General features: G+C 30.4%; 19 protein-coding genes. 13 read left to right on the plus strand and 6 right to left on the minus strand.

What is annotated here, in order from left to right; translation table 11 throughout:
• Positions 1–197 precede the first annotated feature (197 nt).
• The 3 genes from mltG to dapF are packed head-to-tail and all read right to left on the minus strand — an operon-like array spanning position 198 to position 2,537.
• Complete coding sequence (gene mltG / locus N456_RS18975; protein ID WP_062060551.1) at positions 198–1,241, minus strand: endolytic transglycosylase MltG; 1,044 nt, start codon at positions 1,239–1,241, stop codon at positions 198–200.
• On the minus strand, positions 1,231–1,758 hold the full coding sequence (locus N456_RS18980) for a GNAT family N-acetyltransferase (protein ID WP_062060554.1): 528 nt from the start codon (positions 1,756–1,758) through the stop codon (positions 1,231–1,233). The genes mltG and N456_RS18980 overlap by 11 nt, the downstream gene beginning before the upstream one ends.
• A complete protein-coding gene (gene dapF, locus N456_RS18985; protein WP_062060555.1) occupies positions 1,752–2,537 on the minus strand; it encodes a diaminopimelate epimerase in 786 nt (261 codons plus the stop codon). The genes N456_RS18980 and dapF overlap by 7 nt, the downstream gene beginning before the upstream one ends.
• Before the next feature lie 166 nt (positions 2,538–2,703).
• Between dapF and N456_RS18990 the strand changes: the two genes are divergently transcribed.
• The 4 genes from N456_RS18990 (at position 2,704) to trmD (ending at position 7,432) form a co-directional block, all read left to right on the plus strand.
• Positions 2,704–4,122: a trypsin-like peptidase domain-containing protein gene (locus tag N456_RS18990; protein ID WP_062060558.1), complete on the plus strand. Its 1,419-nt coding sequence runs from the start codon at positions 2,704–2,706 to the stop codon at positions 4,120–4,122.
• A gap of 139 nt (positions 4,123–4,261) precedes the next feature.
• Complete coding sequence (locus tag N456_RS18995) at positions 4,262–5,710, plus strand: glyceraldehyde-3-phosphate dehydrogenase (protein ID WP_062060560.1); 1,449 nt, start codon at positions 4,262–4,264, stop codon at positions 5,708–5,710.
• 360 nt (positions 5,711–6,070) lie between these two features.
• Positions 6,071–6,688 (plus strand): hypothetical protein, encoded by a 618-nt coding sequence (locus N456_RS19000; protein WP_062060562.1) that lies wholly within the window; start codon positions 6,071–6,073, stop codon positions 6,686–6,688.
• 66 nt (positions 6,689–6,754) lie between these two features.
• Entirely contained in the window at positions 6,755–7,432 is a 678-nt protein-coding gene (gene trmD / locus N456_RS19005) for a tRNA (guanosine(37)-N1)-methyltransferase TrmD (RefSeq protein ID WP_062060622.1), read from the plus strand.
• A 113-nt stretch (positions 7,433–7,545) separates the two neighbouring features.
• Here the strand turns inward: trmD and N456_RS19010 are convergent, their stop codons facing one another.
• The 3 genes from N456_RS19010 to N456_RS19020 all read right to left on the minus strand — a co-directional run bounded on the left by N456_RS19010 (position 7,546) and on the right by N456_RS19020 (position 13,374).
• On the minus strand, positions 7,546–9,042 hold the full coding sequence (locus N456_RS19010; RefSeq protein ID WP_062060564.1) for an SLC13 family permease: 1,497 nt from the start codon (positions 9,040–9,042) through the stop codon (positions 7,546–7,548).
• 84 nt (positions 9,043–9,126) lie between these two features.
• A complete protein-coding gene (locus tag N456_RS19015) occupies positions 9,127–12,132 on the minus strand; it encodes a TonB-dependent receptor (RefSeq protein WP_062060566.1) in 3,006 nt (1,001 codons plus the stop codon).
• A gap of 81 nt (positions 12,133–12,213) precedes the next feature.
• On the minus strand, positions 12,214–13,374 hold the full coding sequence (locus tag N456_RS19020; protein ID WP_158447934.1) for a FecR family protein: 1,161 nt from the start codon (positions 13,372–13,374) through the stop codon (positions 12,214–12,216).
• Between the two features lie 101 nt (positions 13,375–13,475).
• On the opposite strand from N456_RS19020, the gene N456_RS19025 reads away from it, so the two are divergent.
• The 9 genes from N456_RS19025 (at position 13,476) to N456_RS19065 (ending at position 23,962) form a co-directional block, all read left to right on the plus strand.
• Positions 13,476–14,012: an RNA polymerase sigma factor gene (locus N456_RS19025; RefSeq protein WP_062060570.1), complete on the plus strand. Its 537-nt coding sequence runs from the start codon at positions 13,476–13,478 to the stop codon at positions 14,010–14,012.
• 180 nt (positions 14,013–14,192) lie between these two features.
• The gene (rplS, locus tag N456_RS19030; protein WP_062060572.1) at positions 14,193–14,543 is read left to right on the plus strand and encodes a 50S ribosomal protein L19; all 351 of its coding nucleotides are present in this window, start codon (positions 14,193–14,195) and stop codon (positions 14,541–14,543) included.
• 960 nt (positions 14,544–15,503) lie between these two features.
• A complete protein-coding gene (locus tag N456_RS19035; protein ID WP_062060574.1) occupies positions 15,504–17,729 on the plus strand; it encodes an NADP-dependent isocitrate dehydrogenase in 2,226 nt (741 codons plus the stop codon).
• Positions 17,730–18,166: 437 nt separating this feature from the next.
• Positions 18,167–18,715 carry an RNA polymerase sigma factor gene (locus tag N456_RS19040; RefSeq protein WP_240315556.1) on the plus strand — a complete coding sequence of 183 codons (549 nt, stop codon included), beginning with the start codon at positions 18,167–18,169 and terminating at the stop codon, positions 18,713–18,715.
• Position 18,716: 1 nt separating this feature from the next.
• Positions 18,717–19,262 carry a hypothetical protein gene (locus N456_RS19045; protein ID WP_062060576.1) on the plus strand — a complete coding sequence of 182 codons (546 nt, stop codon included), beginning with the start codon at positions 18,717–18,719 and terminating at the stop codon, positions 19,260–19,262.
• Positions 19,243–20,334 carry a hypothetical protein gene (locus tag N456_RS19050; protein WP_062060578.1) on the plus strand — a complete coding sequence of 364 codons (1,092 nt, stop codon included), beginning with the start codon at positions 19,243–19,245 and terminating at the stop codon, positions 20,332–20,334. The genes N456_RS19045 and N456_RS19050 overlap by 20 nt, the downstream gene beginning before the upstream one ends.
• A 56-nt stretch (positions 20,335–20,390) precedes the next feature.
• Positions 20,391–21,110, plus strand: coding sequence for a hypothetical protein (locus tag N456_RS19055; RefSeq protein ID WP_148639381.1), 720 nt, complete (start codon positions 20,391–20,393; stop codon positions 21,108–21,110).
• A gap of 34 nt (positions 21,111–21,144) precedes the next feature.
• On the plus strand, positions 21,145–21,321 hold the full coding sequence (locus N456_RS24625; protein WP_158447935.1) for a hypothetical protein: 177 nt from the start codon (positions 21,145–21,147) through the stop codon (positions 21,319–21,321).
• A gap of 268 nt (positions 21,322–21,589) precedes the next feature.
• A complete protein-coding gene (locus N456_RS19065) occupies positions 21,590–23,962 on the plus strand; it encodes a TonB-dependent receptor (protein WP_062060584.1) in 2,373 nt (790 codons plus the stop codon).
• The last annotated feature ends 2 nt before the right edge of the window (positions 23,963–23,964 follow it).

Below are 23,964 nucleotides of genomic sequence, written 5' to 3' on the forward strand. Positions count from 1 at the left end.
AAATCACTCAAAAAGTCTTAAAAAAGGTTAAAAATCAGCACTTAAACGTCAAATCAAGTATTTTAGTCGGTAAAAAATAAATATTGCACTACTACTAATTTTCAAAAAAGAATTATTTTTTTATAGAAAAATTCATATCATTTACTATTCTATAAAAAAGAGAAAAGCATTTTTTTCTTACAAAAAAAGTATGATTTTTATCGTCTCAATCCTTGTTTATTAATCCAATTGATATACTGTTTCTTATTACGATTATGCTGACTTAAAGTTTTAGCAAACTTATGATATCCGAAATTCTCTACATCAGCAACAAAAAAGTAATACTCATGCTTTTCGTAATTAAGAACAGCATCAATTGATGAAATATCTGGCATAGCTATTGGTCCTGGCGGTAATGTTGCATATTTATAAGTATTATATGGGCTATCCAACTCCAAATCTTTATATAGAACTCTTTTTATAATAGTATTCCAATCATTACGATGCCTTTTGATTGCATAGATTACAGTTGGATCTGCATCTAGTTTCCAACCATTAGTATACCTATTCATATACACACCAGCAACCTTTGGTCGCTCATCGACTTTTGCTGTTTCCTTTTGCACAATCGAAGCAATCGTAATAACTTGATTTTTAGTTAAACCAATCTTTTTTGCCTTTGATTTACGAGATTCATTCCAAAAGCGATTATACTCTTTAAACATTCTATCTCTAAATTGCTCTGCAGATGTATTCCAAAAGAATTCATATTTATTAGGAATATACATCGCTATAGCCGTTTCTACAGAAAAATCTTTTTCATTCAAAAAAGATTCTTCTTTAAATGCTCTCAACAAAGAAACACTGTCTGCTTCAATCTGCATTGCGATTCTTCCTGCAAGATTCTCTAATCTTTCTTGGTTATTAAAACTAATATGAATAGGTGAGTTTTTACTCCTCAAGGTATTTATAATCTGATTATTATTCTCCTCTTTTTGTATAATATATCGTCCTGCTTTAATATTATCTATATACCCTTTTCTCCTCGCAATTCTATCAAAACTGTAAATATCTTTAACTACAGGGCTAATCACTTCGATAAGTTCTGTATAAGTAGTTCCTGTAGGTATATAGAGAGTAACCGTTTTAGTTTCAAAACTAGTATTAGGAGAAAAAACAGCCTGATAAACATAATATGCAAAAATTCCTCCTGCAATCATTCCCAATAATGCAATAATTAATAGTATCTTTTTAATGTACATATACTAATTGATATAAAAATTCGTCTTTATAAACATCTTTTACTAAATTCCATTCTTTCTTTACTCCTACCCTAATAAATCCTTTATTTTCAAACAACCTAATACTCACTGAATTATCTTCAGAGATATTTGCATATAGTTGATGAAGATGAAGATGAGTAAAGCTATACTCCTTAACAAGCCCTAAAGCTTCTGCTCCATACCCTTTACCTCTATTACTCTTTTCTACTATCAAAATACCAACCCCAGCTCTATTATGAGTAGGGTTAAAATCAAATAAATCTATCAAACCTAAAATAACATCATCATTAGAGCAAATAACTAATCGTAATTGTTTAACTTCATAAATATCTTTATGTGCATGTTCTAAATATTGCTTAATCAAAAACCTAGAGTATGGAGTCTGAGTAGAACTCACCTCCCATATTTGCTCATCATTTTCTATGCTGTAAATAAACTCAAGATCTTCTGGTTCAAGAGCTCGTAAATAGATATTTTCTCCTCTTAATGTCACCATATAAATTCTCCCTTAAAAACCTGCTCTGCCGGACCTATCAAAAATATATTTTCATATCCATTTTGTGTTTTTCGAAAAGTAACCCTTAATTCTCCTCCTTGCACAATAACAATCACCTCCTCTTTATCAGTTAATCTAGTTTCATGCATAGAGAGTGCTACCGCCGTAACTCCTGTCCCACAAGATAACGTTTCGTCTTCTACTCCTCTTTCATATGTTCGTACCGAAAATACGTTTCCGTTTTTTTGCTCTACAAAGTTCACATTACTTCCTGCTTTAAAATAAGGTGCTCCATTCCTAATCTCTCTTCCTTTATTTTTAACATCATAATCAGCTAACCCATCAACCATTGCTACATGATGAGGAGAACCTGTATCTAAAAAAAAATGAGTATCATACCTCTCTATCTTAGAAACATCTTGCATTTGTAAATGTACCAACCCATCTTTAATTTCTGCCTGATGCTTTCCATCAATCGCAGTAAAAGTCGCCGTATCTTTCACAATTCCTAAAAAAGCTGCAAATGCTACTAAGCATCTTCCACCATTACCACACATAGAACTCTCATTACCATCAGCATTAAAATACACCATAGTAAAGTCATCCTCCTTATTTTTAGGAAGTTCTAAAAGCATTAAACCATCAGCCCCTATACCAAATTTTCTATCGCAAAGTTTAGCAAACAATTTGGTATTATTTTTGGAGAGTATTGATTCTCTATTATCAATGATTACAAAATCATTACCTGTACCTTGATATTTATAAAAAGTAAGAACCATTATTAAATTAAATTATGAAAGACAAAGGTACAAAGAATGTAAACATAAAACCGTTGTTAATTGTAGGTTAAATATCATAAAAAAAGTATATGATAATTGTAATTTTAATAAATAACGACAGTCTATTAAAGTATTATTTAGTAAAACCAAATTAAAAAAGAAGAACATGAAAAGATTTTTGAGCTTATTGACAGTAGCTATTCTTGCTGGAATAATTACTCTTAGTGCTTACAAAATGTTTTTGGAGCAAGAAACTGTAATCACTAAAGAAAGTAAAATTCAACCAAACCTAATCCCTACGAATTACAAAGTCACCAATACCAATACTACAAATGCATCTATCGCTAGTATTGATTTTACATTAGCCGCAGAAAAAACTGTAAATGCAGTAGTACATGTTAAACAATATGGAATCTCAAGAACACCCAGAAATTTAATGGAATTCTTTCGAAATGGAGGAACTCAAGAAAGAAGAATTCAAGGTGCGGGGTCTGGAGTTATTATTACAGAAGATGGGTATATCGTAACCAACAACCATGTAATCGATGGAGCTTCTGACCTAGAAGTAACATTAAACAATAACAAAACTTACAAAGCAAAGATAATAGGTACTGCTCCACAATCTGATATAGCATTAATCAAGATTGATGCTAACGAGAAATTATCATACATCCCCTTTGGCGACTCTAACTCAGCTAAGATCGGAGAATGGGTACTTGCTGTAGGCAACCCTTTCAATCTTACCTCTACTGTTACTGCAGGAATTATAAGTGCAAAATCAAGAGACTTAGATGAGTCTGATGATAAAGTTCAATCCTTTATACAAACTGATGCTGCAATCAACCCCGGCAATAGTGGTGGAGCATTAGTAAACACAAAAGGAGAGCTAATTGGTATCAATACTGCCATAACCTCACAAACAGGAAGTTATGTCGGATATGCCTTTGCCGTACCTTCTAATAATGCAAAAAAAATCATAGATGATATTATAGAGTTTGGAGGGGTACAACGAGGTATATTAGGGATAATCGGAAGTTCAATAAATCCAACTACCATGGAAAAATATAACATCTCTACTTCACAAGGAGTACTTGTCGTATCTGTATCAGAAGAGAGCGGTGCAAGAAAAGCTGGTATTTTAGAAGGTGATGTTATCAGAGAAATAGACGGACTTCCTATACGGAAATTCGCAGATTTAACAGGATATGTAAATAGCAAAAGACCTAAAGATATAATCAACGTAAAAATATTACGTAAGAAAAAAGAACTAACATTACCAGTCACATTATCAAAATATGAAATCCAAAAATATAACTTAGATGATGTAGGCGTAGAAGTTATGAACCCCCCTAAAGGCTATTTAAAAAACTTTAACCTTGATCATGGAGTTGTAATAAGCAAAGCACTAAACTCTAGAATGAAGAGATACAACCTAAAAGGACTTATAATTAGCGAAATAGACGGAATAAAAGTTACTAATGTCCTCGAAGTAAAACAAATAATCGAAAGTAAATACAAAGATGATGACATTACTATTAGTCTAGTAGATCAAAATGGTAAGAAAAGGGAATTTGTATTTCAATAAGTAGAATAAAACACCTGTATATTGGACACTCCCATTACTTTTTTAAAGTAATGGGATTTTTTTTCATAAAAGGTTTCACGAAAACGTTTGAAATATATACTTTTGCACGAAATTTCAAGACTGTAAAACACAACACATTATGAGCTCTAACGAAGTTTATGAAAAAGAATTAGCCTTTCAGGCAGACAGACGTCGCGCAACAGTAGCATTTATAAAAACAGTAAGCGACTTATGGTACGACAACTCTATTGAGTTAGTCCTTTTCCGCAATCAATTAATTGATAAAAATGTAAGCGAAATTATCAATTTACATGAATACGCGGGTGAATTCGTACAAAAACCAATTTCAATTTTCGATTCTGCAGAAATTGCACAAGCTATAAAGTTGATGAATTTACCTCCATCAAAATTGGATATAGGTAAACTTACATATGAGTATCATTTAGCAAGTGATGAATACAGCTCTATAAATGGTTTTGTACAGGATAAACTAAAAGATGCTAAAAAGTTCCAACCAATTTCTCCAAAGAATGTAGTACTTTATGGTTTTGGCAGAATAGGTCGTTTAGTCGCAAGAGAATTAATGACTATTACTGGCAAAGGAAGTCAATTAAGACTTCGAGCAATTGTAACCAGAGGAGCTATAACACAAGATATATTAGAAAAAAGAGCCTCATTACTTCGTAGTGACTCTGTACATGGTGACTTTGCTGGTACTGTAGAAACAGATTTAGCAAATAGTTCTCTTATTATAAATGGAACTACAGTAAAAATTATCAGTGCTAACAAACCTGAAGATATCGACTACACTGCATATGGTATTGAAAATGCATTACTTATTGACAATACAGGAGCATTTAGAGATAAAGAAGCACTAAGCAGGCATCTTGCAGCTAAAGGAATTGATAAAGTACTACTTACAGCTCCAGGAAAAGGAATACCTAATATTGTACATGGTGTTAATCACAAAGAGCATGACCCTGACAAAGTGAACATCTTTTCTGCAGCATCGTGTACTACCAATGCTATTACTCCCATCCTACAAGCTGTAGATGAAAGTTTTGGAGTTATTAATGGACATCTCGAAACAATACATGCATATACTAATGACCAAAATTTGGTAGATAATATGCACAGCAAATATAGAAGAGGGCGTGCAGCAGCATTAAACATGGTCATTACAGAAACTGGAGCCGGAAAAGCTGTCTCTAAAGCATTACCCAGTTTTGAAGGAAAATTAACCTCTAATGCAATACGTGTTCCTGTTCCTAATGGATCATTGGCAATACTAAATCTTAATTTAGAGAAAAAAACCTCTAAAGAGAGTATGAATGCCGTACTTAAAAAATATGCCTTAGAAGGAAACCTAGTAGAGCAAATAAAATACTCTTTAGATAACGAGTTAGTATCTAGTGATATTATAGGTTCTTCTGCTCCATCAATATATGATAGTAATGCAACTATTGTAGATTCAAAAGGAGAAAATACTGTTTTATATGTATGGTATGATAATGAGTATGGATATAGTCATCAAGTAATTAGGTTATCAAAATACATCGCTAAAGTAAGGCGTTTTACATACTACTAACAAGTAGTTTTATACAAATTAGATAAGTCGTTACCTGTACAAGTAGCGACTTTTTTTTAAACCCAATATAACATATTGTAAACATCGCATTTTAAAACCTCTTACATACAGCATACAATTAACTAATTAACAAACAATTGACACTAAAATAAAGGGAGTTAATTTAATTCTAAAAAAAAAGTTTTTAATTACTTACAATATCGTACATTTATTACCGTTACAGAAGAAATTAATAACCAAAAGAAATAACATATAATACTACTCCCTATACCATAAGTAATCTAGTTATTTTTATCCTCATAACTACCACTACATTATTAGGGGCATATCTAACCATTAAAAAAATTTAACATCAATAATATGAAATTACCAAAGTATCTATTAGTTTTAACGCTACTTCTATCTTTTCTTGAAATCTCATATGCACAGGAAGATAACACAACTGTTACCCAAGCTTTAAAACAGGAAAAGATCGAAGGTCAATTTGATATAGTTATAAAAAAATCTGGAAAATATCAAGAATACAAAGTAGTAAAGCGTATTTGGTTAGATAAACTCAAAACTAATACTATAGACACTATAAAAACATTAGAATCAAAACTAAATACAACCAATACTAAAATCACGAAACAACAAGAAACGATAACTGGGCTTGAAGAATCTCTTGCCAAAACGAATGAGAATCTTTCTGGAGTAACTCTAGAGAAAGACAGCATGAGTTTTTTAGGGATTGCAGTAACCAAATCAAGTTACAATACTATCATGCTAGTTATTATAGGCATACTCATAGCACTACTCGCTTTTTTTATATATAAATTTAAAAATAGTAATGCCATAACAATAGCATCTCGAAAGGTATTAGCAGAAACCGAAGCTGAATTTGAAGATCATAGACGTAGAGCTCTAGAAAGAGAACAAAAAGTAATGAGAAAACTACAAGACGAAATCAATAAACAGCGTAAGACCGGTGCTAAATAGTCCATTTCTAAATTTTTATTATATACTTTTGCATTTTTACATTCAGTAATGAATTTGATGAAAAAAATGCGTATAGATATTATCACAGTAGTTCCCGAAATTCTAAAAAGTCCTTTTGAAGCCTCTATAATGAAGCGATCTATAGAAAAAGGATTAGTAGAAGTACATTTTCATAACCTTAGAGAATACACCAACAACAATTATAAACAAGTTGATGATTATCAATTTGGAGGTGGTGCCGGAATGGTAATGATGATAGAACCTATAGATAAGTGCATCTCCAAATTAAAATCAGAAAGAAAATACGATGAAGTCATATATATGACTCCGGATGGAAAAACTCTTCATCAGGGAATGGCCAATCAATTATCTTTAAAAGGTAACCTAATTATCCTTTGTGGTCATTATAAAGGTGTAGATCAACGTGTAAGAGATCATTTTATTACTAAAGAAATCTCTATAGGGGATTATGTACTATCAGGAGGAGAATTAGGAGCATTAATATTATGCGATGCAATCATTCGACTCATTCCTGGAGTTCTTGGTAATGAAACTTCGGCTCTTACAGATTCTTTTCAAGATAATTTATTAGCTCCCCCAATCTACACAAGACCTGCTGAGTATAATGGATGGAAAGTACCTGAAGTTCTTACCTCAGGTAATTTTCCTAAAATTGAAACTTGGCGAGAAGAACAAGCTTATCAAAGGACACAAAAATTAAGACCAGATTTATTAGACGAATAGTTTTTTATAATCATCATTAAAGCTTATTCATTATTAAATACCGATTATGTATAAAAACCTTCTCTAGAAAGGTTTTTATACACTTAAAACAATTAAACAAAACTTATAACCCATTATTTTACCCATTCTGGCAATTGCCCAAGATCAAGTAATGGTACTACTATCAAATATGATATCAGTGTAATTATAAGTATAGCTATAAAATTCATCAAAAAACCAGTTTTGGCCATTTGCGGAATTGTAATTCGTTCACTTGCAAATATCGCCGCATTAGTACCTGTTCCTGAAGGAAGCATAAAAGCGCACGAGCAAGCGAATGTTGCAGGAATCATTAATAAAAACGGATGCGTTGAATTTGCTATAGCTACTGTAGCCAAGATGGGCATAAATATATTTGCAGTAGCTGTATTAGAATTTATTTCTGTTAAAAATGTTATTGCCAGAACCACTAGAAAAACAATTAATAAAGTAGATGTATTCTCTAACACAGTTACCTGACTTCCTATCCACTCTGCAAGCCCTGTATTCACAAAGCTTTTAGCAATTGCATAACCACCTCCTACTAAAATCACAACACCCCAAGGAACACTTTCTGCTTGTTTCCAAGTAATAAGAGCTTTTTTAGCTTTTTTAGTTCCTTTCTTATTTCCACTAGGAATTAAAAACAAAAGTAAAACTCCCAACATACCAATTGTAGCATCATGTACATATGAAGAAACTCCTAACAGAGAACTCCAACCTGGAAATATAAAATCTCCAAACACCAAATCCTTTCTAAAGATCCATCCGAGAGAAGTAATTAAAAAAACAACCACAACTCGTTTTTCGCCAGAAGTTATCTTACCCAATTTATTTAACTCCTCACTAATTATCTCCATTGACCCAGGGATTTCTCCTTTTATTTTAAAAAACTTAATGATATACAACCATGTTATCGGTAATAAAATTACAGTAAGCGGTAAACCAATAAGCATCCAGTCAGAAAATGTTATCTGCGGAGCTTCTGGGTATAAGGATTCTATAATACCTGCAAAAACCAAATTGGGAGGAGTACCTATTAAAGATCCTATTCCTCCGATACTAGCTGCATAAGCAATAGATACCATTAATGCCAAACCAAAATTAGAATCAGAATCATCTGTTTCTTCTTTTTTAATTACAGACAAACCGATAGGAAGCATCATAAGCGCCACTGCCACATTGGCTATCCACATAGATAAAAAGGCAGTAGAAATCATAAAACTCAATATTATTTTCTTTTTATTTACACCTATTAAACTAATGGTTAAAAGAGCGATTCGTTTATGTAAATTTTGCGATTCGATAGCTTTAGCAATAATTATTCCCGCTAGAAGCATTAAAACATAATTATGCCCATAACTTAAAGCTACTTCTTTCGATTTCAGGACTCCAAACAATGGAAATAATACCAACGGCACAAACGAAGTTGCAAAAACAGGAATAGCTTCTGTAAGCCACCATATTGCCATTAATAATGCAGTACCAGCAGCTATCATAGCTTCTCTACTTAATTCTTTTGGTATGGGAAGTATCAAAAAAATAATGAAAACAATTATCCCAGAAAATAACCCTATTTTTTTTCTGCTCATAAGCTAGTATTTATAAGTATTCTAACTCATGAACCTTTTGGGGTTACATGAGCCAGAATACTATGTTTTTTAAATTAATTTGTATTAAAAATTCAGATTAAAACCTGTACTAAAAAAAGTACCCATAACTCCAAATTGGCTTGTAGATCTACCATAAGGAGAAAGGCCATTAAATGTACCTCCGAATTCGTTCCTATCAGGGAAGGCGTCAAAAATATTATTTACCGAAGCGTTCCAGCTAATTCTTTCAGAAAAATTAAACCCTAGAGAAAAGTCGGTAACAATTTTAGGGTCTTTAACCTGAAAATTACCATTATCATCTCTTGAATCTACATCAGAAACCTCTCCAAACCTTGTAAATCTAAGGTTTGTAAAAAATATTTTGGACTTATAATCAAGAGACAAGATAATTTTACTTTTTGGTTGAGCTACTTCTACCAGACCTTGCATTCTATCTCCAACTACTTCTGTTACTCCTAATTGCTGTAACTCTGCAGAAGTTCTAATTGCACTATCAAACTCTGTTTTATTAAATGTTGCAGAAAGTGTTGTATTAAATATCTTATCATCATTAGCGCCAAATTTCTCTGTATAGGTTCCAACAAAATCTATTCCTGTTGTCTTGGTATCAACTGCATTAGTAAAAAACTGTATCTCTGCTATATTTTCTTCTGTAAATAATTGAGGTAGTCCAACATCATTAACATCTAATGATTCAGAAATAATAATACGATCTTTTACCTGAACTTGATATGCATCGAGTGTAAATAAAAGTTTTTGACCAAGTTTTGCTGTTAATCCAACATTAAAATCTAATGAGGTTTCTGCATCTAAATCGCCATAACCAAGTTGTGCTACTACAGGATCATCATTACGAATATGTAAAATATTAATAGAGTCATCTTCCCCACTTGCGTTAATACCAAATTGAGGGTCATTAGCACTAAAATTTAACTGATGTAACGAAGGAGCTCTAAACCCTCTATTCACAGAGGCTCTTAATGATAGATTTTTTGTAAATTTTATTCGCGCATTAACTTTTCCTGAAATATTAGACCCAAAACCCTCATAATTCTCAAATCTTGCAGCAGCACCTACTAACAAAACTTCAGAAATATCTGACTCTATATCAGTAAAAAATCCAAAACTAGAACGATTTTTGTCTACAGCTTCTCTAGGAGAAAATCCTATTTTACCACTTGAAGAAAACTCTCCTACATCAGCAAAAGGACCTTGAGAATATGAAACTCTATCCCCTGTAGTAATTTGATACTCTTCATTTCTGTATTCTGCTCCAAAAGAAAGTGTCAAAGATTTTAATGCATTCAAATCTTGGTAAGTCTTAGAAATACTCGAATTAATAGATGTATGTCCAAAATTATTATTCCCTAAATAAAATTCTGTTGGGGTAAAAATACCATAACTGGCATTTGCTCCATTTTCTACATAGGTAGCTAACCAATTTTTTCCGTAGGTAACACTTAAATCAAAATTCCATCCATCTCTAAGATCATTCTGAATTCCAAGTGATGCTTGTGCATCTGTAGAAGTCGCAGGATATAAAGGCGAATAGCCAAAAGGATAGATTTCGGGAACAGCTCTTTCTACACGACCTGGTTGTCTAAAAAAACCGAATGACAATAGTTTTTTATGAGATAACCCTCCATATCCATAAATTTCCCAATTTTCACTAATAGGATAAGCTCCATTAAAAAACATAGCTCCCATAGTATTTCGAGATTGACCAAATTGTGTTTTTACATCTCTATCTCTATCAAAACCTCTTTGCCCAATTAATATTTCATCATTTGCAGCATCATCTCTATCAAAAACAAATCCTGTATATCTATCTTTTCTATCTGTTTCATCATTATGATGAAACCAAAATGTAGTATTTAAATAACTATCTTCTTTATTAGCTATTCTATTTCCCAAATTTACCGAAACGTCATAAACCGTACCATCTCCTCTTGATGACATTCCACTCTTGGCTACCAAAGAGTTCTTTTCTGTACTCTTTTTAAGCACTAAATTCACAATTCCTGCAATTGCATCCGAGCCATATTGAGCTGCAGCACCATTTCTTAATATTTCAATACGCTCTATTGCCGCTGATGGGATTGCATTAAGATCTGTACCTACAGAACCTCTACCCACTACTCTATTTACATTTAATGCTGCAGATTGATGCCTTCTTTTTCCGTTTATAAGTACAAGCGTTTGATCGGTCCCTAATCCTCTAAGTGTAGCTGGATCTACATAAGATGTTACATTAACAATACCATATTTGGTCGAATTAAATGATGGAGCTTGAAAATGAATCTGTTGAGCTAATTCTGTTTGCCCTGTAGATACCAAATCTTCTGTTTTTAACACATCTACAGGAACAGCTCTCTCAACATTAGTTCTTGCTACATTAGATCTGGAACCTATTAAAACTACATCTTCTAATTGATCTGCCTCACTCTTTAGAGAGATCGATACAATACTCTTATCAGTAATATCAATTTCTGCAGTAGCAAAACCTAAATAAGAAACAACCAAAATATTACTACCCTCTGGTACTTCTATAGAAAAATTTCCATCAAAATCTGTGAGCGTACCTATATCTGTATCTTTTATTAAGATATTTGCTCCAGGTAATGGTGCTCCCTTATTATCTTTTACAGTACCTTTTACCTCTCTTTTTTGTATTTCGGGCTTAGGTGCTTTATTAGAATATGTTTCTTTAGTCAATATAATTTGATTATCATTTATCTCATATTTCAAACCTTCTTGAGAAGTTAACCTTTTTAAAACAACGATAACAGTTTCATTATTTGCCGTAAATGATATTTTTTTTGCGTCATTAACTTCTTTAATGTTGTAAAAAAAATCATAATCTGATTGAGATTTGATCTCATCTAAAACTTTTTTCAACGGAACCTTTTTATAAGTAAACTTAAGTTTACTCTGTGAACTAACACTATTTGCTGGTAGCTGTAGAATTAATAGAAAAATGAAAACCAAAGATAATTTCATTTTAAGGTTCGTTCTTTTTTTATCATAGTTTTCATATAGAAAACCACGATAGTGATTACTTTTTTTCATAATTTTGAAATGCAATTTGATTGTTAAAACTTAATTTTTAATGGTCATCCGAAAGGAAAGTGTTACAGCACTTTCCTTTCTTTATTTTGATATTGTAATAATATTTTGATTTATCTCATATGTAAAAGAGGTACTTAAGGATATTGTTTTTAAAATAGTTTCTATGTTTTGATCATTCCGAAACTCTCCTTTAAACATTTCTTCGTCTAGGTTTCTTGCTTTGTTTATAAAAGTGACATTATGACTACGTTCTAATTTTTTTAAGATTTTAGAAAAAGTTAAACCATTTACCATTAATCTATTTTTCATCCAGCTTGTATATATTGATGTATCTACTCTTTCTTTTATCAAAGATTTGTTTTCTTTATCAAATGAAGCTTGGTAACTTGGGCTTAGTTGAATTTGATGTTCTGGAGTATCAACTTCATAAACTTTTACAGCCCCTTTAACAAGTGTTGTTTCTATTGTACTATCAGTATCATAATTAGATACATTAAATTGAGTTCCTAAAACCTGAATATTAACCTTATTTGTATTTACAATAAATGGTTTATTTATATCCTTTACCACATCAAAAAAGGCTTCACCTTCCAAATACACGAGCCTTTTGTCTGAAGTAGTTACAAAATTTTGTGGAAAACGCAGTTTTGAGCCAGCATTTAGCCACACCATAGTTCCATCTGCTAATTTTATTTTAAAAGTTTTTCCATTTGGGATAGATATTTCGGTATAAGCTAATCCAGTAGTATCTGAAACAGCATTAGAAGTAAAATCAATAATATCTTTATTTTTAGTAGCAATAGTATCCCCTTTACTATTAATCACTATCTCATCCTTATTCATAGTAATAGCTTTTATACTACCATCTGCAAGTTTTATTCTGATCCCTTCATTTTTTAATGCATCATTACTTACATCAGTAATAATAGGAAAAGTATTAACAGTATCTAAAAAATTAATTTTAGTCAAATATCCAACTGCTACAAGCCCTATAAAAACTGCTGCATATTTATAAAACATTACAAATTTATGCTTGCTCTTTCTTTTTACTAGTATTGTTTCTACAAACCTTTGATAGCCTGATTCTGAATTAAAATCTCTTAAATCATAGGCATTGTTTTCGACTAAATATTTTTTAAAATAATTTAAGTTATCTTCACTTTCTTCAACCCAATTTATTAAATCTCTTTTTTCTTCTGTAGAAATTTCATCTTTTATGTAGTTATCTATTATGGAATCCATTTTGCACATATAGCAATATTTTAACTATAGGATAACATTTTTACAAAAAACCCTTACTCAGTTTTAAATTTTTATTAGATTTGATAACTATTTATTAGTAAATGTCTGAAGAAAAATTACTTAAAAAATTAAAAAAAGGAGATCCAATTGCTTATAAGTATTTATTCTCTAAATACTACAATTGGCTATGCAATTATATTTTTAAATTAAGTAATGATTACTCTCTTTCTGAAGATATTGTTCAGGAAACGTTTATTTACATATGGGAAAAAAGAGATACAATCTTAATCACCTCCTCATTAAAAAACTACCTCTTCAAATCTTGTCATAATCGATTCTTGCAGCACATAAAAAAAGAAAAAGTTAAGTTACATTCTTTAGACCAAATACAATGGGAAACCATATTTGACACTTACTTTGATCAAGAAAATGAATATGACACTAATCTAAAAAAAGTCAATGCTTTAATAAAAAAACTTCCCCCTCGTTGTAAAGAAATATTTATAAAAAGTAAATTTGAAAAAAAGAAGTATAAAGATATTGCTGTAGAACTTGGTATTTCGATAAAAACAGTAGAGGTACAAATTTCTAAAGCGCTTCGCTTTTTGAAAGAAAACACAAATATATTCTTATTATAATTAATTTTTGCATCTGTTCTTAAATTTTTAAACTATTCAATTAAAAAAATATTTACTTTTTTTAGTCAAATAAATACTTGCAGATCAATAAATAATAAGTATTTTTGCACCCTGATTAGATCAACCTCTGGCGAAAATCGTGAATGTTGCTTTAATAAAACCCATGAAACCATATCAAAAATGGAAGATTTAGTAAAATTCGTACAAAACGAATTTGTTGTAAAAAAAGATATGCCTGAATTCTCTGCAGGTGATACTATTACTGTTTATTACGAAATTAAGGAAGGAAACAAAACTCGTACGCAGTTCTTTAGAGGAGTCGTAATCCAAAGAAGAGGCTCAGGAGCTACTGAAACATTTACAATAAGAAAAATGTCAGGAACTATTGGTGTAGAGCGTATTTTCCCAATAAACTTACCTGCACTTCAAAAAATTGAAGTAAATAAAAGAGGTAAAGTTCGTAGAGCACGTATATTCTACTTTAGAGAACTTACTGGTAAAAAAGCACGTATTAAAGAAAAAAGAAACTAATTTTTTTTCTTTAAAAAACTAAAAAGAGGTTGTCTTAATAAGACAACCTCTTTTTTATGAACAAAAGTTAACAACTTTGGTTCATAACCATTTGATAACTAATTTTATACGAATCACTACTTAATGATTTATTTTTTCTTAAATTTATGATAGGATTACATATAATGAAAGATGACACAAGAATTCTAAGTTATATGATCTAAACAAAAGTTCTTTGAATAATAAGCCTTATTTAGAATTAAGAAAAATATAAAACAAAAGTTATTTTTTTGAGTACATCCTTGAAATCAATTTAAAAATTCTAATTTTAAAATCATTTCAAAATGAAATTCAAAAGAAAAAATTAAGTTTTGACACCTTTTTAATTATAAATAGTCTTAGAGATTAATTCTAGTAAAAAATTACAAAAGTAATTTAAGTGTAAAGTACTAGTATTAATCAAAAGAGTAGAAAAAATTCACCAATTATTTTGATGAACTTAAAGCTACTCAAAGTTGGAAATAAGGTTTATGTTATAAATAACGAAAGTTTTTATTTAATAGCGGGTAAAACAGCTAACATTAAAATTATTTCTAATGAAGCCATATCAAAATATTTATATTCTTGATATGGCTTTTATTTTTTAAGAATATATTAAAAAAAGAGAACTATTTTTCCATATTTTATATTTCATTCAACTAATTTTCAAAAAACTACAATTCAATACCACTAAACTCAAAACTAGTCACACACAGGTTGCATTTAGACTCCTAGATTTGTATATTCGTCCTCGGAAATTTACACCTATATAATATTACTAATCTTATAAGAATTATTATAAAAAAAGAGAAGTAATAATATTTACTTTACACAAGTAAATAGCGAATTAGTTTCCATCTATACTATAGTCTAATACAATTAGAGAATCTACTACCAGTAAAGCTTAAAAGCTTCAGACTCTCTAAATAAAAAAACAAAAATATGGGAGTTGATAACTCAAAAATTGTGTACACAAAAACTGATGAAGCACCAGCTTTAGCTACATACTCTTTTTTACCGATTGTTAGAAAATTCACCAAAACAGCAAATATCAATATTGAAACAAAAGATATATCACTTGCTGCTAGAATTTTGTCTAACTTCCCTGAAAAACTATCTGATAAGCAAAAGCAAACAAATGCTCTAGAAGAATTAGGTCTACTCGCTCAAAAACCTGAAGCAAACATCATTAAACTTCCTAATATAAGTGCTTCTGTACCTCAATTAAAAGCTGCTATTGCAGAGTTACAACTTCAAGGATTTGATATACCGAACTATCCTGAAGAACCTAATAGTGAGATAGAAAAAGAGATCAAAAAACGATACGATAAAATAAAAGGTAGTGCAGTAAACCCTGTATTAAGGGAAGGAAATTCTGACCGTAGAGCTCCTAAACCTGTAAAACAGTATGCCAGAAAAAACCCACATTCTATGGGAGCTTGGAGCGCTGATTCAAAAACACATGTTGCCACTATGTCTAGTGGGGATTTTTGCTCAAATGAAAAATCAATTACTATTGATAAGGCTGGAGATGTAAAAATTGAATTTGTAGATCAGAATGGAGATGCAACTATTTTAAAAGAAAAAATAGCATTACTCGAAGGAGAAGTAATCGATACAACCATAATGAGTAAAAAAGCACTCATTACTTTTCTTGAAGAACAAATAGCTGATGCTAAAGAAAAAAACGTACTGTTTTCTTTACACATGAAAGCTACCATGATGAAGGTTTCTGATCCAATTATATTTGGGCATGCTGTAGAAGTATTTTTTGCAGATGTATTCAAAAAACACGCAACTACTTTTGAAGAAATCGGCGTAGAAGTTAATAACGGTTTTGGTGACCTTATTAACAAAATTAAAAAACTACCTGACACTAAAAGAGTTGAGATAGAAACTGACATACAAGCATGCTATGAAAAAGGTCCAAAATTAGCTATGGTTAACTCCGATGAAGGGATCACTAACTTGCATGTTCCTAGTGATGTAATTATAGATGCATCTATGCCCGCAATGATACGTAATTCTGGACAAATGTGGGATGCACAAGGAAACACACAAGACACTAAAGCTGTTATACCAGATAGTAGTTATGCAGGTATATACCAAGAGACTATAGATTTCTGTAAACAACATGGTGCTTTTGACCCTACAACTATGGGAACGGTTCCTAATGTAGGTCTTATGGCTAAAAAAGCTGAAGAATATGGGTCACATGATAAAACATTCGAAATACAAGGAAATGGGATTGTTAGAGTTATCGATGAATCTGGAAATACTCTAATAGAACATCCTGTAGAACAAGGTGATATCTGGAGAATGTGTCAAACCAAAGATGCGCCAATTAAAGATTGGATAAAACTTGCTGTAAACAGAGCTAAAGCAACAAACACTCCCACTATTTTCTGGCTAGATAAAAACAGAGCACATGATGCCGAATTAATCAAAAAGGTAAATACTTATTTACCAGAGCACGATACTACAGGCTTAGATATTAGAATTATGTCGCCAATAGAGGCAACTCGTTTTTCTTTAGAAAGAATTAAAGACGGAAAAGACACTATTTCTGTTACAGGAAATGTACTCCGCGATTATAACACAGACCTATTCCCTATATTAGAATTAGGTACAAGTGCAAAAATGCTATCCATTGTTCCACTAATGAATGGTGGAGGTTTATTTGAAACTGGTGCAGGAGGTTCCGCTCCAAAACATGTTCAACAATTCAATAAAGAAGGACACTTACGATGGGATTCTTTAGGAGAATTTCTTGCTCTTGCTGTTTCTCTAGAACATCTTGGAGAAACAACTAATAATACAAAAGCTATACGCCTAGCAGAAGCTCTTGACCAAGCAACTATCAAATTTTTAGAAAACAAAAAATCACCTTCTCGTAAAGTAAATGAATTGGATAACAGAGGTAGCCACTTTTATTTAGCACTCTATTGGGCAGAAGCTTTAGCAGAACAAACACTAGACAAAGAACTGCAAAGTGAATTTAAAACTGTTGCGAAACAACTTACTGAAAACGAAACTAAAATCATTACTGAATTAAATGAAGCCCAAGGAAATACTGTTGACATGGGAGGTTATTACTGGCCAAATGTTGATAAAGTTTCTAATGGAATGCGACCTAGTAAAACATTAAATACAATTATCGAATCATAACCGATTTTTGACAATATTTAGTACAAGGCTGTCTTTTTAGACAGCCTTCTTTGTTTTTATAGTTTTTAGTCCTACTCTATTTTCAAAATAGAACCTACAAAACTCTTAACTTACAAAAGAGTAAAATTAATATCTAATAAAACTTTTCAAATCCTCATACCGACCTAAACTAAGTAGGTTCGGTTTTTATCTCTTTTATCAATAAAATTAGCACATCATTACCCTATACTTTCTTATTGTTTTAATAAGAAAATAAAAAACTAAGAAAATACATTAATTATATATTAATCTTTAACAAAAACAACTCAGTTTCTTTACCATAATTTTAAATGAAAAATAATTTTTATCATATGCAACCCTTGTATTTTTGAATTGTCTATAGCAATAGACAGGAAATAAAAGTACTTTTAAGGAAATTTACAATCAAGTAAAACTAATTGGAAACCAATATCCTTTATACACATAAAGACCTTGTAGAAAAAAGCAAGGCAGGTGATAGGAATTCGCAATATAAATTATATGAGCTCTATGTAGATGCCATGTACAATATTAGTATGCGTATGTTAGGTATAAAGGAAGATGCTGAAGATGTTGTCCAAGATAGTTTTGTAGACGCTTTTAAGAATTTAAACTTTTTTAGATATGAAAGCACTTTTGGTTCTTGGTTAAAAAGAATAGTTATTAATAAAAGTATAAATCATTTAAAATTAAAAAGAATACCTGTTACATCTCTTGATCAACATAATTATCATATTAGTAATGAGATCGAGTCTAACGAACCTATTGTTGCATCAATCAACATTAATAAAATAAAAAAAGGTATTAAAACTTTACCTAATGGATATCGACAGATTATCACTCTCTACCTTATTGAAGGATATGATCATATAGAAATTGCAGAAATATTAGGAATTACGATTTCTACTTCTAAATCGCAATATCATAGAGCTAAGAAAAAATTAGTTGAAATTGTAAATACATTATAGAATGGACGATTTTGAAAAACTTATAAAAGGAAATAAGGATTTATTCGATGAATATACTGCGGATAAATCAAAAATATGGCAGAATATTGAGTCTAACTTGGATTCTCCTACAAAAACAATTTGGTTATGGAGAAAATCTCCTTTACTAAAAATAGCTGCTAGCATACTTATTTTAATAGGAGCTTTTACCGTAATAAATCTTTTTACTACTTCAGTATTTCACCATAATAATCAAAATAATATTGTACATCAAGAATTACGAGATATAGATACCTATTACAAAGATTTAGTCTCTTTTCAAGTAAAACTTGTAAAAAATAATCCAAAACTTCATATCGAAGATAAAGAAAAATTCTTGTCTTTTATGGACGAATTAGATGAAGAATATGAAGTTTTAAAACTAGAAATGAATAAGAACCTTAACAATGAATATATCTTAGAAGCCATTGTTAATAATTACAAAAAAAGAATCGAACTGATCGAAAATCTATTAAAACAGATCAATGATTCTAAAAAATTAAATGATAATGAAAGTTATATTTTATAAATACCTTTTATTGATTCCTATATTACTAGTATTTACAAATAATATAAGAGCGCAAGAAAAAGTATCAAAGAAGATAGAAAAAGCTTATCCCATGACTAATGCGGGAGAATTACATATAGAAAACAAGTATGGAAACGTAATTATTAATGGATGGGATAAAAAAACAATAGAAATTGAAATCTCAATATTGGTGAGTAAAAAGAAAAAGGAAGATGCAGAAGAACTACTTACACGTATTAATCCCGAAATTAATAACACACAAGATTTTATAAATATTAATTCTGTAATTGGAGAAAGGAATGATAATATAATATCTAGGCTTTTAAATAAAACAAATCTATTTGATTTTGACAAAGGAAATATTCAAATTGACTATACAATTCATCTCCCCTCTAATGCAGAGATCAATATCATAAATAAATTTGGTGATATTATCATAAGTGGTTGGAATGGAAAACTAAAAGCTAATATTAAACATGGTGATATGTGGCTCAACAAAGATGTCAATAATGCTAGTATAGAAATTAAATTTGGAAAATTAAAAACAAAAGCAATCACTTATGGAAACATACAGGCTAAAAATGGAGAAATTAATATTACAGAATCTAAAGACCTTAAAATAAACAGCAGCGGATCAGTCATAAAAATAGAAAATACCGAATTGTTAGAAATGCACTCTAGTAAAGATCAAATAACTATATATAAAATAGGAAAGATCTACGGAGAATTAATGTTTAGTAATATAAATATTGATACATTATATGATGATATGAATCTTACCCTAGAAGTTGCTGATGTTTGGGTTTCTAAAATTCAAAAAAAGAACCCTAATATAACCATCAATCAAGAATCTTCTGAATTAAATATAAACATCAAGAACATAGCTATTGATTTTAGTGCTTCTTTAGAACAAGGTTTATTGAGAATACCAAAATCTTTTACAAACATAAAAACTGATGTAATCGATAAAAGAAAAAAAATCAGAGAGATTAATGCTATTTATGGAAAAAATACTCCTTTAGGAAAGTTTCGGATTAATGGAATAAAAGGAATTATTATCTTAAAAGAATGATTACCCCTTAATTCAATAAAAAAATCATTCTACAGTTATAAAATAATAATAAACACATGCAACCATTACCAATTTCATCTGTCAATGAATATAACAAATCAAGTATAATGCAACATTTAAAAATTGTATTTTTATTCTTAATAATCCCCCTTTTCTCGCACATTAATGCGCAAGACTCTAATGAATATATAGAATTTAATGATCGTAAAAATATTGTGCATGGATTCTATCTAGGCTTACACAGTGCTTATGGAGAAATAAAAGGTAAATCCACATATATAGGAGGGCTTAAAATTGCATATGTAGCTAATCAAAAATTTGAAGTTGGGTTTGTAACAAAAGGGCTTTTTTCTAATCAAAATTTATCAGGGATTTTCTCCTCATATGATGCTGATTTAACAGCGATATATTCTGGTATACACTTAGAACCTATATTTTTTAGTAAAGCAAAAATCAATCTTTCATTTCCTGTATTAATAGGTGGAGGAGTTACAGGATATATTAATACCAATTGGAGTGATGAAGAACTAGAACGAAGTGAAAACGAAGATTGGGATGCCGTATTTGTTGTAGAACCTGGAATAAATATTTTATATAATATTTCTAGATATATTCAATTAGAAACAGGAATAAAATATAGATTCTCCAATGAAGTAGAATTATATTCTGGAACAAGAACAAGAATAAACGGATTTTCAGCAGGTTTTGGTGTAAAACTAGGCGTGTTCAATCTCGGAAGAAATCGATATAAAAAAAAGATACAAAATCATGAATAAATCAAAAACAACACAAAAAAAGAAGCTGAATGTCGTGTACGTATTTTCAGAAAACGACAAAGTTTATGTTAAAAATAATTCAACCCCAGAAATGATTAATAATAGTTCAGAATCTAACGAAGAATGGTTTCCAATTAATTTTCAATGGAAATCATTAATTGAATTAAACAAGAATATGAAACTTCAACATGGAATCGATGAAAACTATTAAAGAAATTTTCTAAAAATAATCCTGTGAAATATCTAAAAAAAGGAATTATACCCTAAAGTTTTCAAATTTGCTATTTAGTAAGAGACCAACCTCTATATCTATATTCTTAAACCCTATAGAATTAACTACTATACTTCTTTTACATAGTAGTATAATATAATTATTGCAACAACATATTTAATTAAAAAAACTAGCATATACAATATGTTGGGAACACTGTTTAATGCCTAAAATTTAGAGTATAAATTTACTAACAATCAATAAACAAATGAAAAAAACGATTTTAGCTTTTATCTTTTTCACATCACTCTTATCAGCTCAAGATAAGTATACGATAAGTGGAACTATACATGATGTCAGTAATGGAGAAACCATATTTGGAGCCTCCGTTTTTCTCAGTGGTACTACTGTTGGTGGAATAACAAATGAATATGGGTTTTATTCTATTACTGCTCCAAAAGGAACTTATAAAATAGTGATTTCTTATATGGGTTATGTTGATAGTACCCAAGAAGTAATTTTAGATAACGATCAAAAATTAAACTTTGAACTCATTGAATCATCTGAGCAATTAGATGAAGTAATCATTACTTCAGGAGAAACAGAACGAGTAAATATAAAAAAACCTGAAATGAGTACTGCTAAATTAAAAGCAGAAACCATAAAAAAAATGCCTGTAGTACTAGGAGAAGTAGACATTATAAAATCAATACAAACATTACCTGGTGTAACCAATACTGGAGAAGGTAGTAGTGGTTTTAATGTTAGAGGAGGAGCAGTCGATCAAAATCTTGTATTATTAGACGAAGCAATTATCTATAATACATCACATTTATTAGGTTTTTTCTCTATATTCAATGCAGATGCTATAAAAGACATTAAACTATACAAAGGAGGTATTCCTGCTCGATTTGGAGGTAGAGTATCATCAGTCTTAGATGTTCGTCAAAAAGATGGAAATAATAAAAGAATAGGACTCACAGGAGGAATTGGATTAATCTCTAGTAGATTAGCTGTAGAAGGACCTCTTTTTAATAAAAATGGATCTTTTTTAGTAGCTGGTAGAGGTTCTTATGCACATTTATTTACAGACGCTTTTAAAGATATCAAAGGCAATAAAGTAAAATTCTATGACCTCAATCTAAAAACGAATTATAAACTTAGTGAAAAAAATAAATTATATCTTTCTGGATACTTTGGAAGAGATGTTTTTAATTTTTCGACAAGCTTCAAAAGTAGTTACGGTAATTTATCTGGTAATTTACGTTGGAATCATATCTTTAATGATCGATTATTTTCTAACTTATCCGTTATATATAGCAAATATGATTATGAACTAACTATAAAATCCGCAGAATTTGATTGGACTTCTTATATCAATAATTACAATTTAAAATACGACCTAAAGTATTACTTAAGTAACGACTTAAAATTAGAGTTTGGAGGAAACGGAATTTTTTATGATTTTTTCCCTGGGGAAATAACCCCTACTTCTCTTACATCTCCTATAAACTATAGAAAATTAGATGAAAAAAAAGCTATAGAAACAGGAGTATATCTAAATGCTGAACATAAAATTACAGAAAAACTTACCGCACAATATGGATTACGCTATAGTGCCTTTAGTCGATTAGGAGGACAAACATTATCTAATTACAAAGACAACCAACCTGTAGTATACAATAGTGCTTTAGGTATTTATGAAGAAGGCGAAGTAGTCGGAGATACTAAATACAAAAAAAGTGAAACCATCAAAAGTTATGGTAATTTAGAACCTCGTGTAGGATTATCTTATCAACTAACAGAAACTTCATCTCTAAAAGCAGGATATTCCAGAACAGCTCAATACATACACCTATTATCAAATACAATATCTGTAACACCATTAGATGTATGGACACCTAGTGGAAAATTTATTAAGCCACAATTGTCTAATCAATATGCTTTAGGATACTTCAGAAACTTCAAAAACAGTACCTATTCTTTAGAAATTGAAGGATATTATAAAAACATAGATAATAGAATAGATTACATAGATGGTTCTGACTTAATAGGACAAAATACTATCGAAACACAAATATTAAATGGTAAGTCAAGAGCTTATGGATTAGAATTTTTATTCCGAAAAAACAAAGGAAATTTCACGGGTTGGTTAGCCTATACTATTTCTAAATCAGAACAAAGAACTCTTGGAGATAATGTAGCAGGACCAGGAATCAATGATGGAAAATGGTATAGCACAGCACATGATAGAACTCATGATTTATCCATTACAGGAATCTATAAACTAAATGATAAATGGACATTTAGTAGTAATCTTATATTCCAAACTGGTAGGCCAGTTACCTATCCTAATGGACAATATCAATATGAAGAATTATCAATTGCTAGCTATTCTGACAGAAACTCTAACAGATTACCTTCATATCACAGATTAGATATTTCTGCAACATATACTCCTAATAATAAACCAAATAGAAGATGGAAAGGCGAATGGATTTTTGGCATTTATAACCTGTACAATCAAAAAAATGCAGCTTCCATATCTTTTGGACAAAATTTAGAAACGGGGGCAAATGAAGCTACAAGAACTGCCATCTTTGGTATTGTACCATCAATATCTTATAACTTTAAATTTTAATA

It is taken from the genome of Aquimarina longa SW024 (assembly GCF_001401755.1).
Classification (GTDB): Bacteria; Bacteroidota; Bacteroidia; order Flavobacteriales; family Flavobacteriaceae; genus Aquimarina; species Aquimarina longa.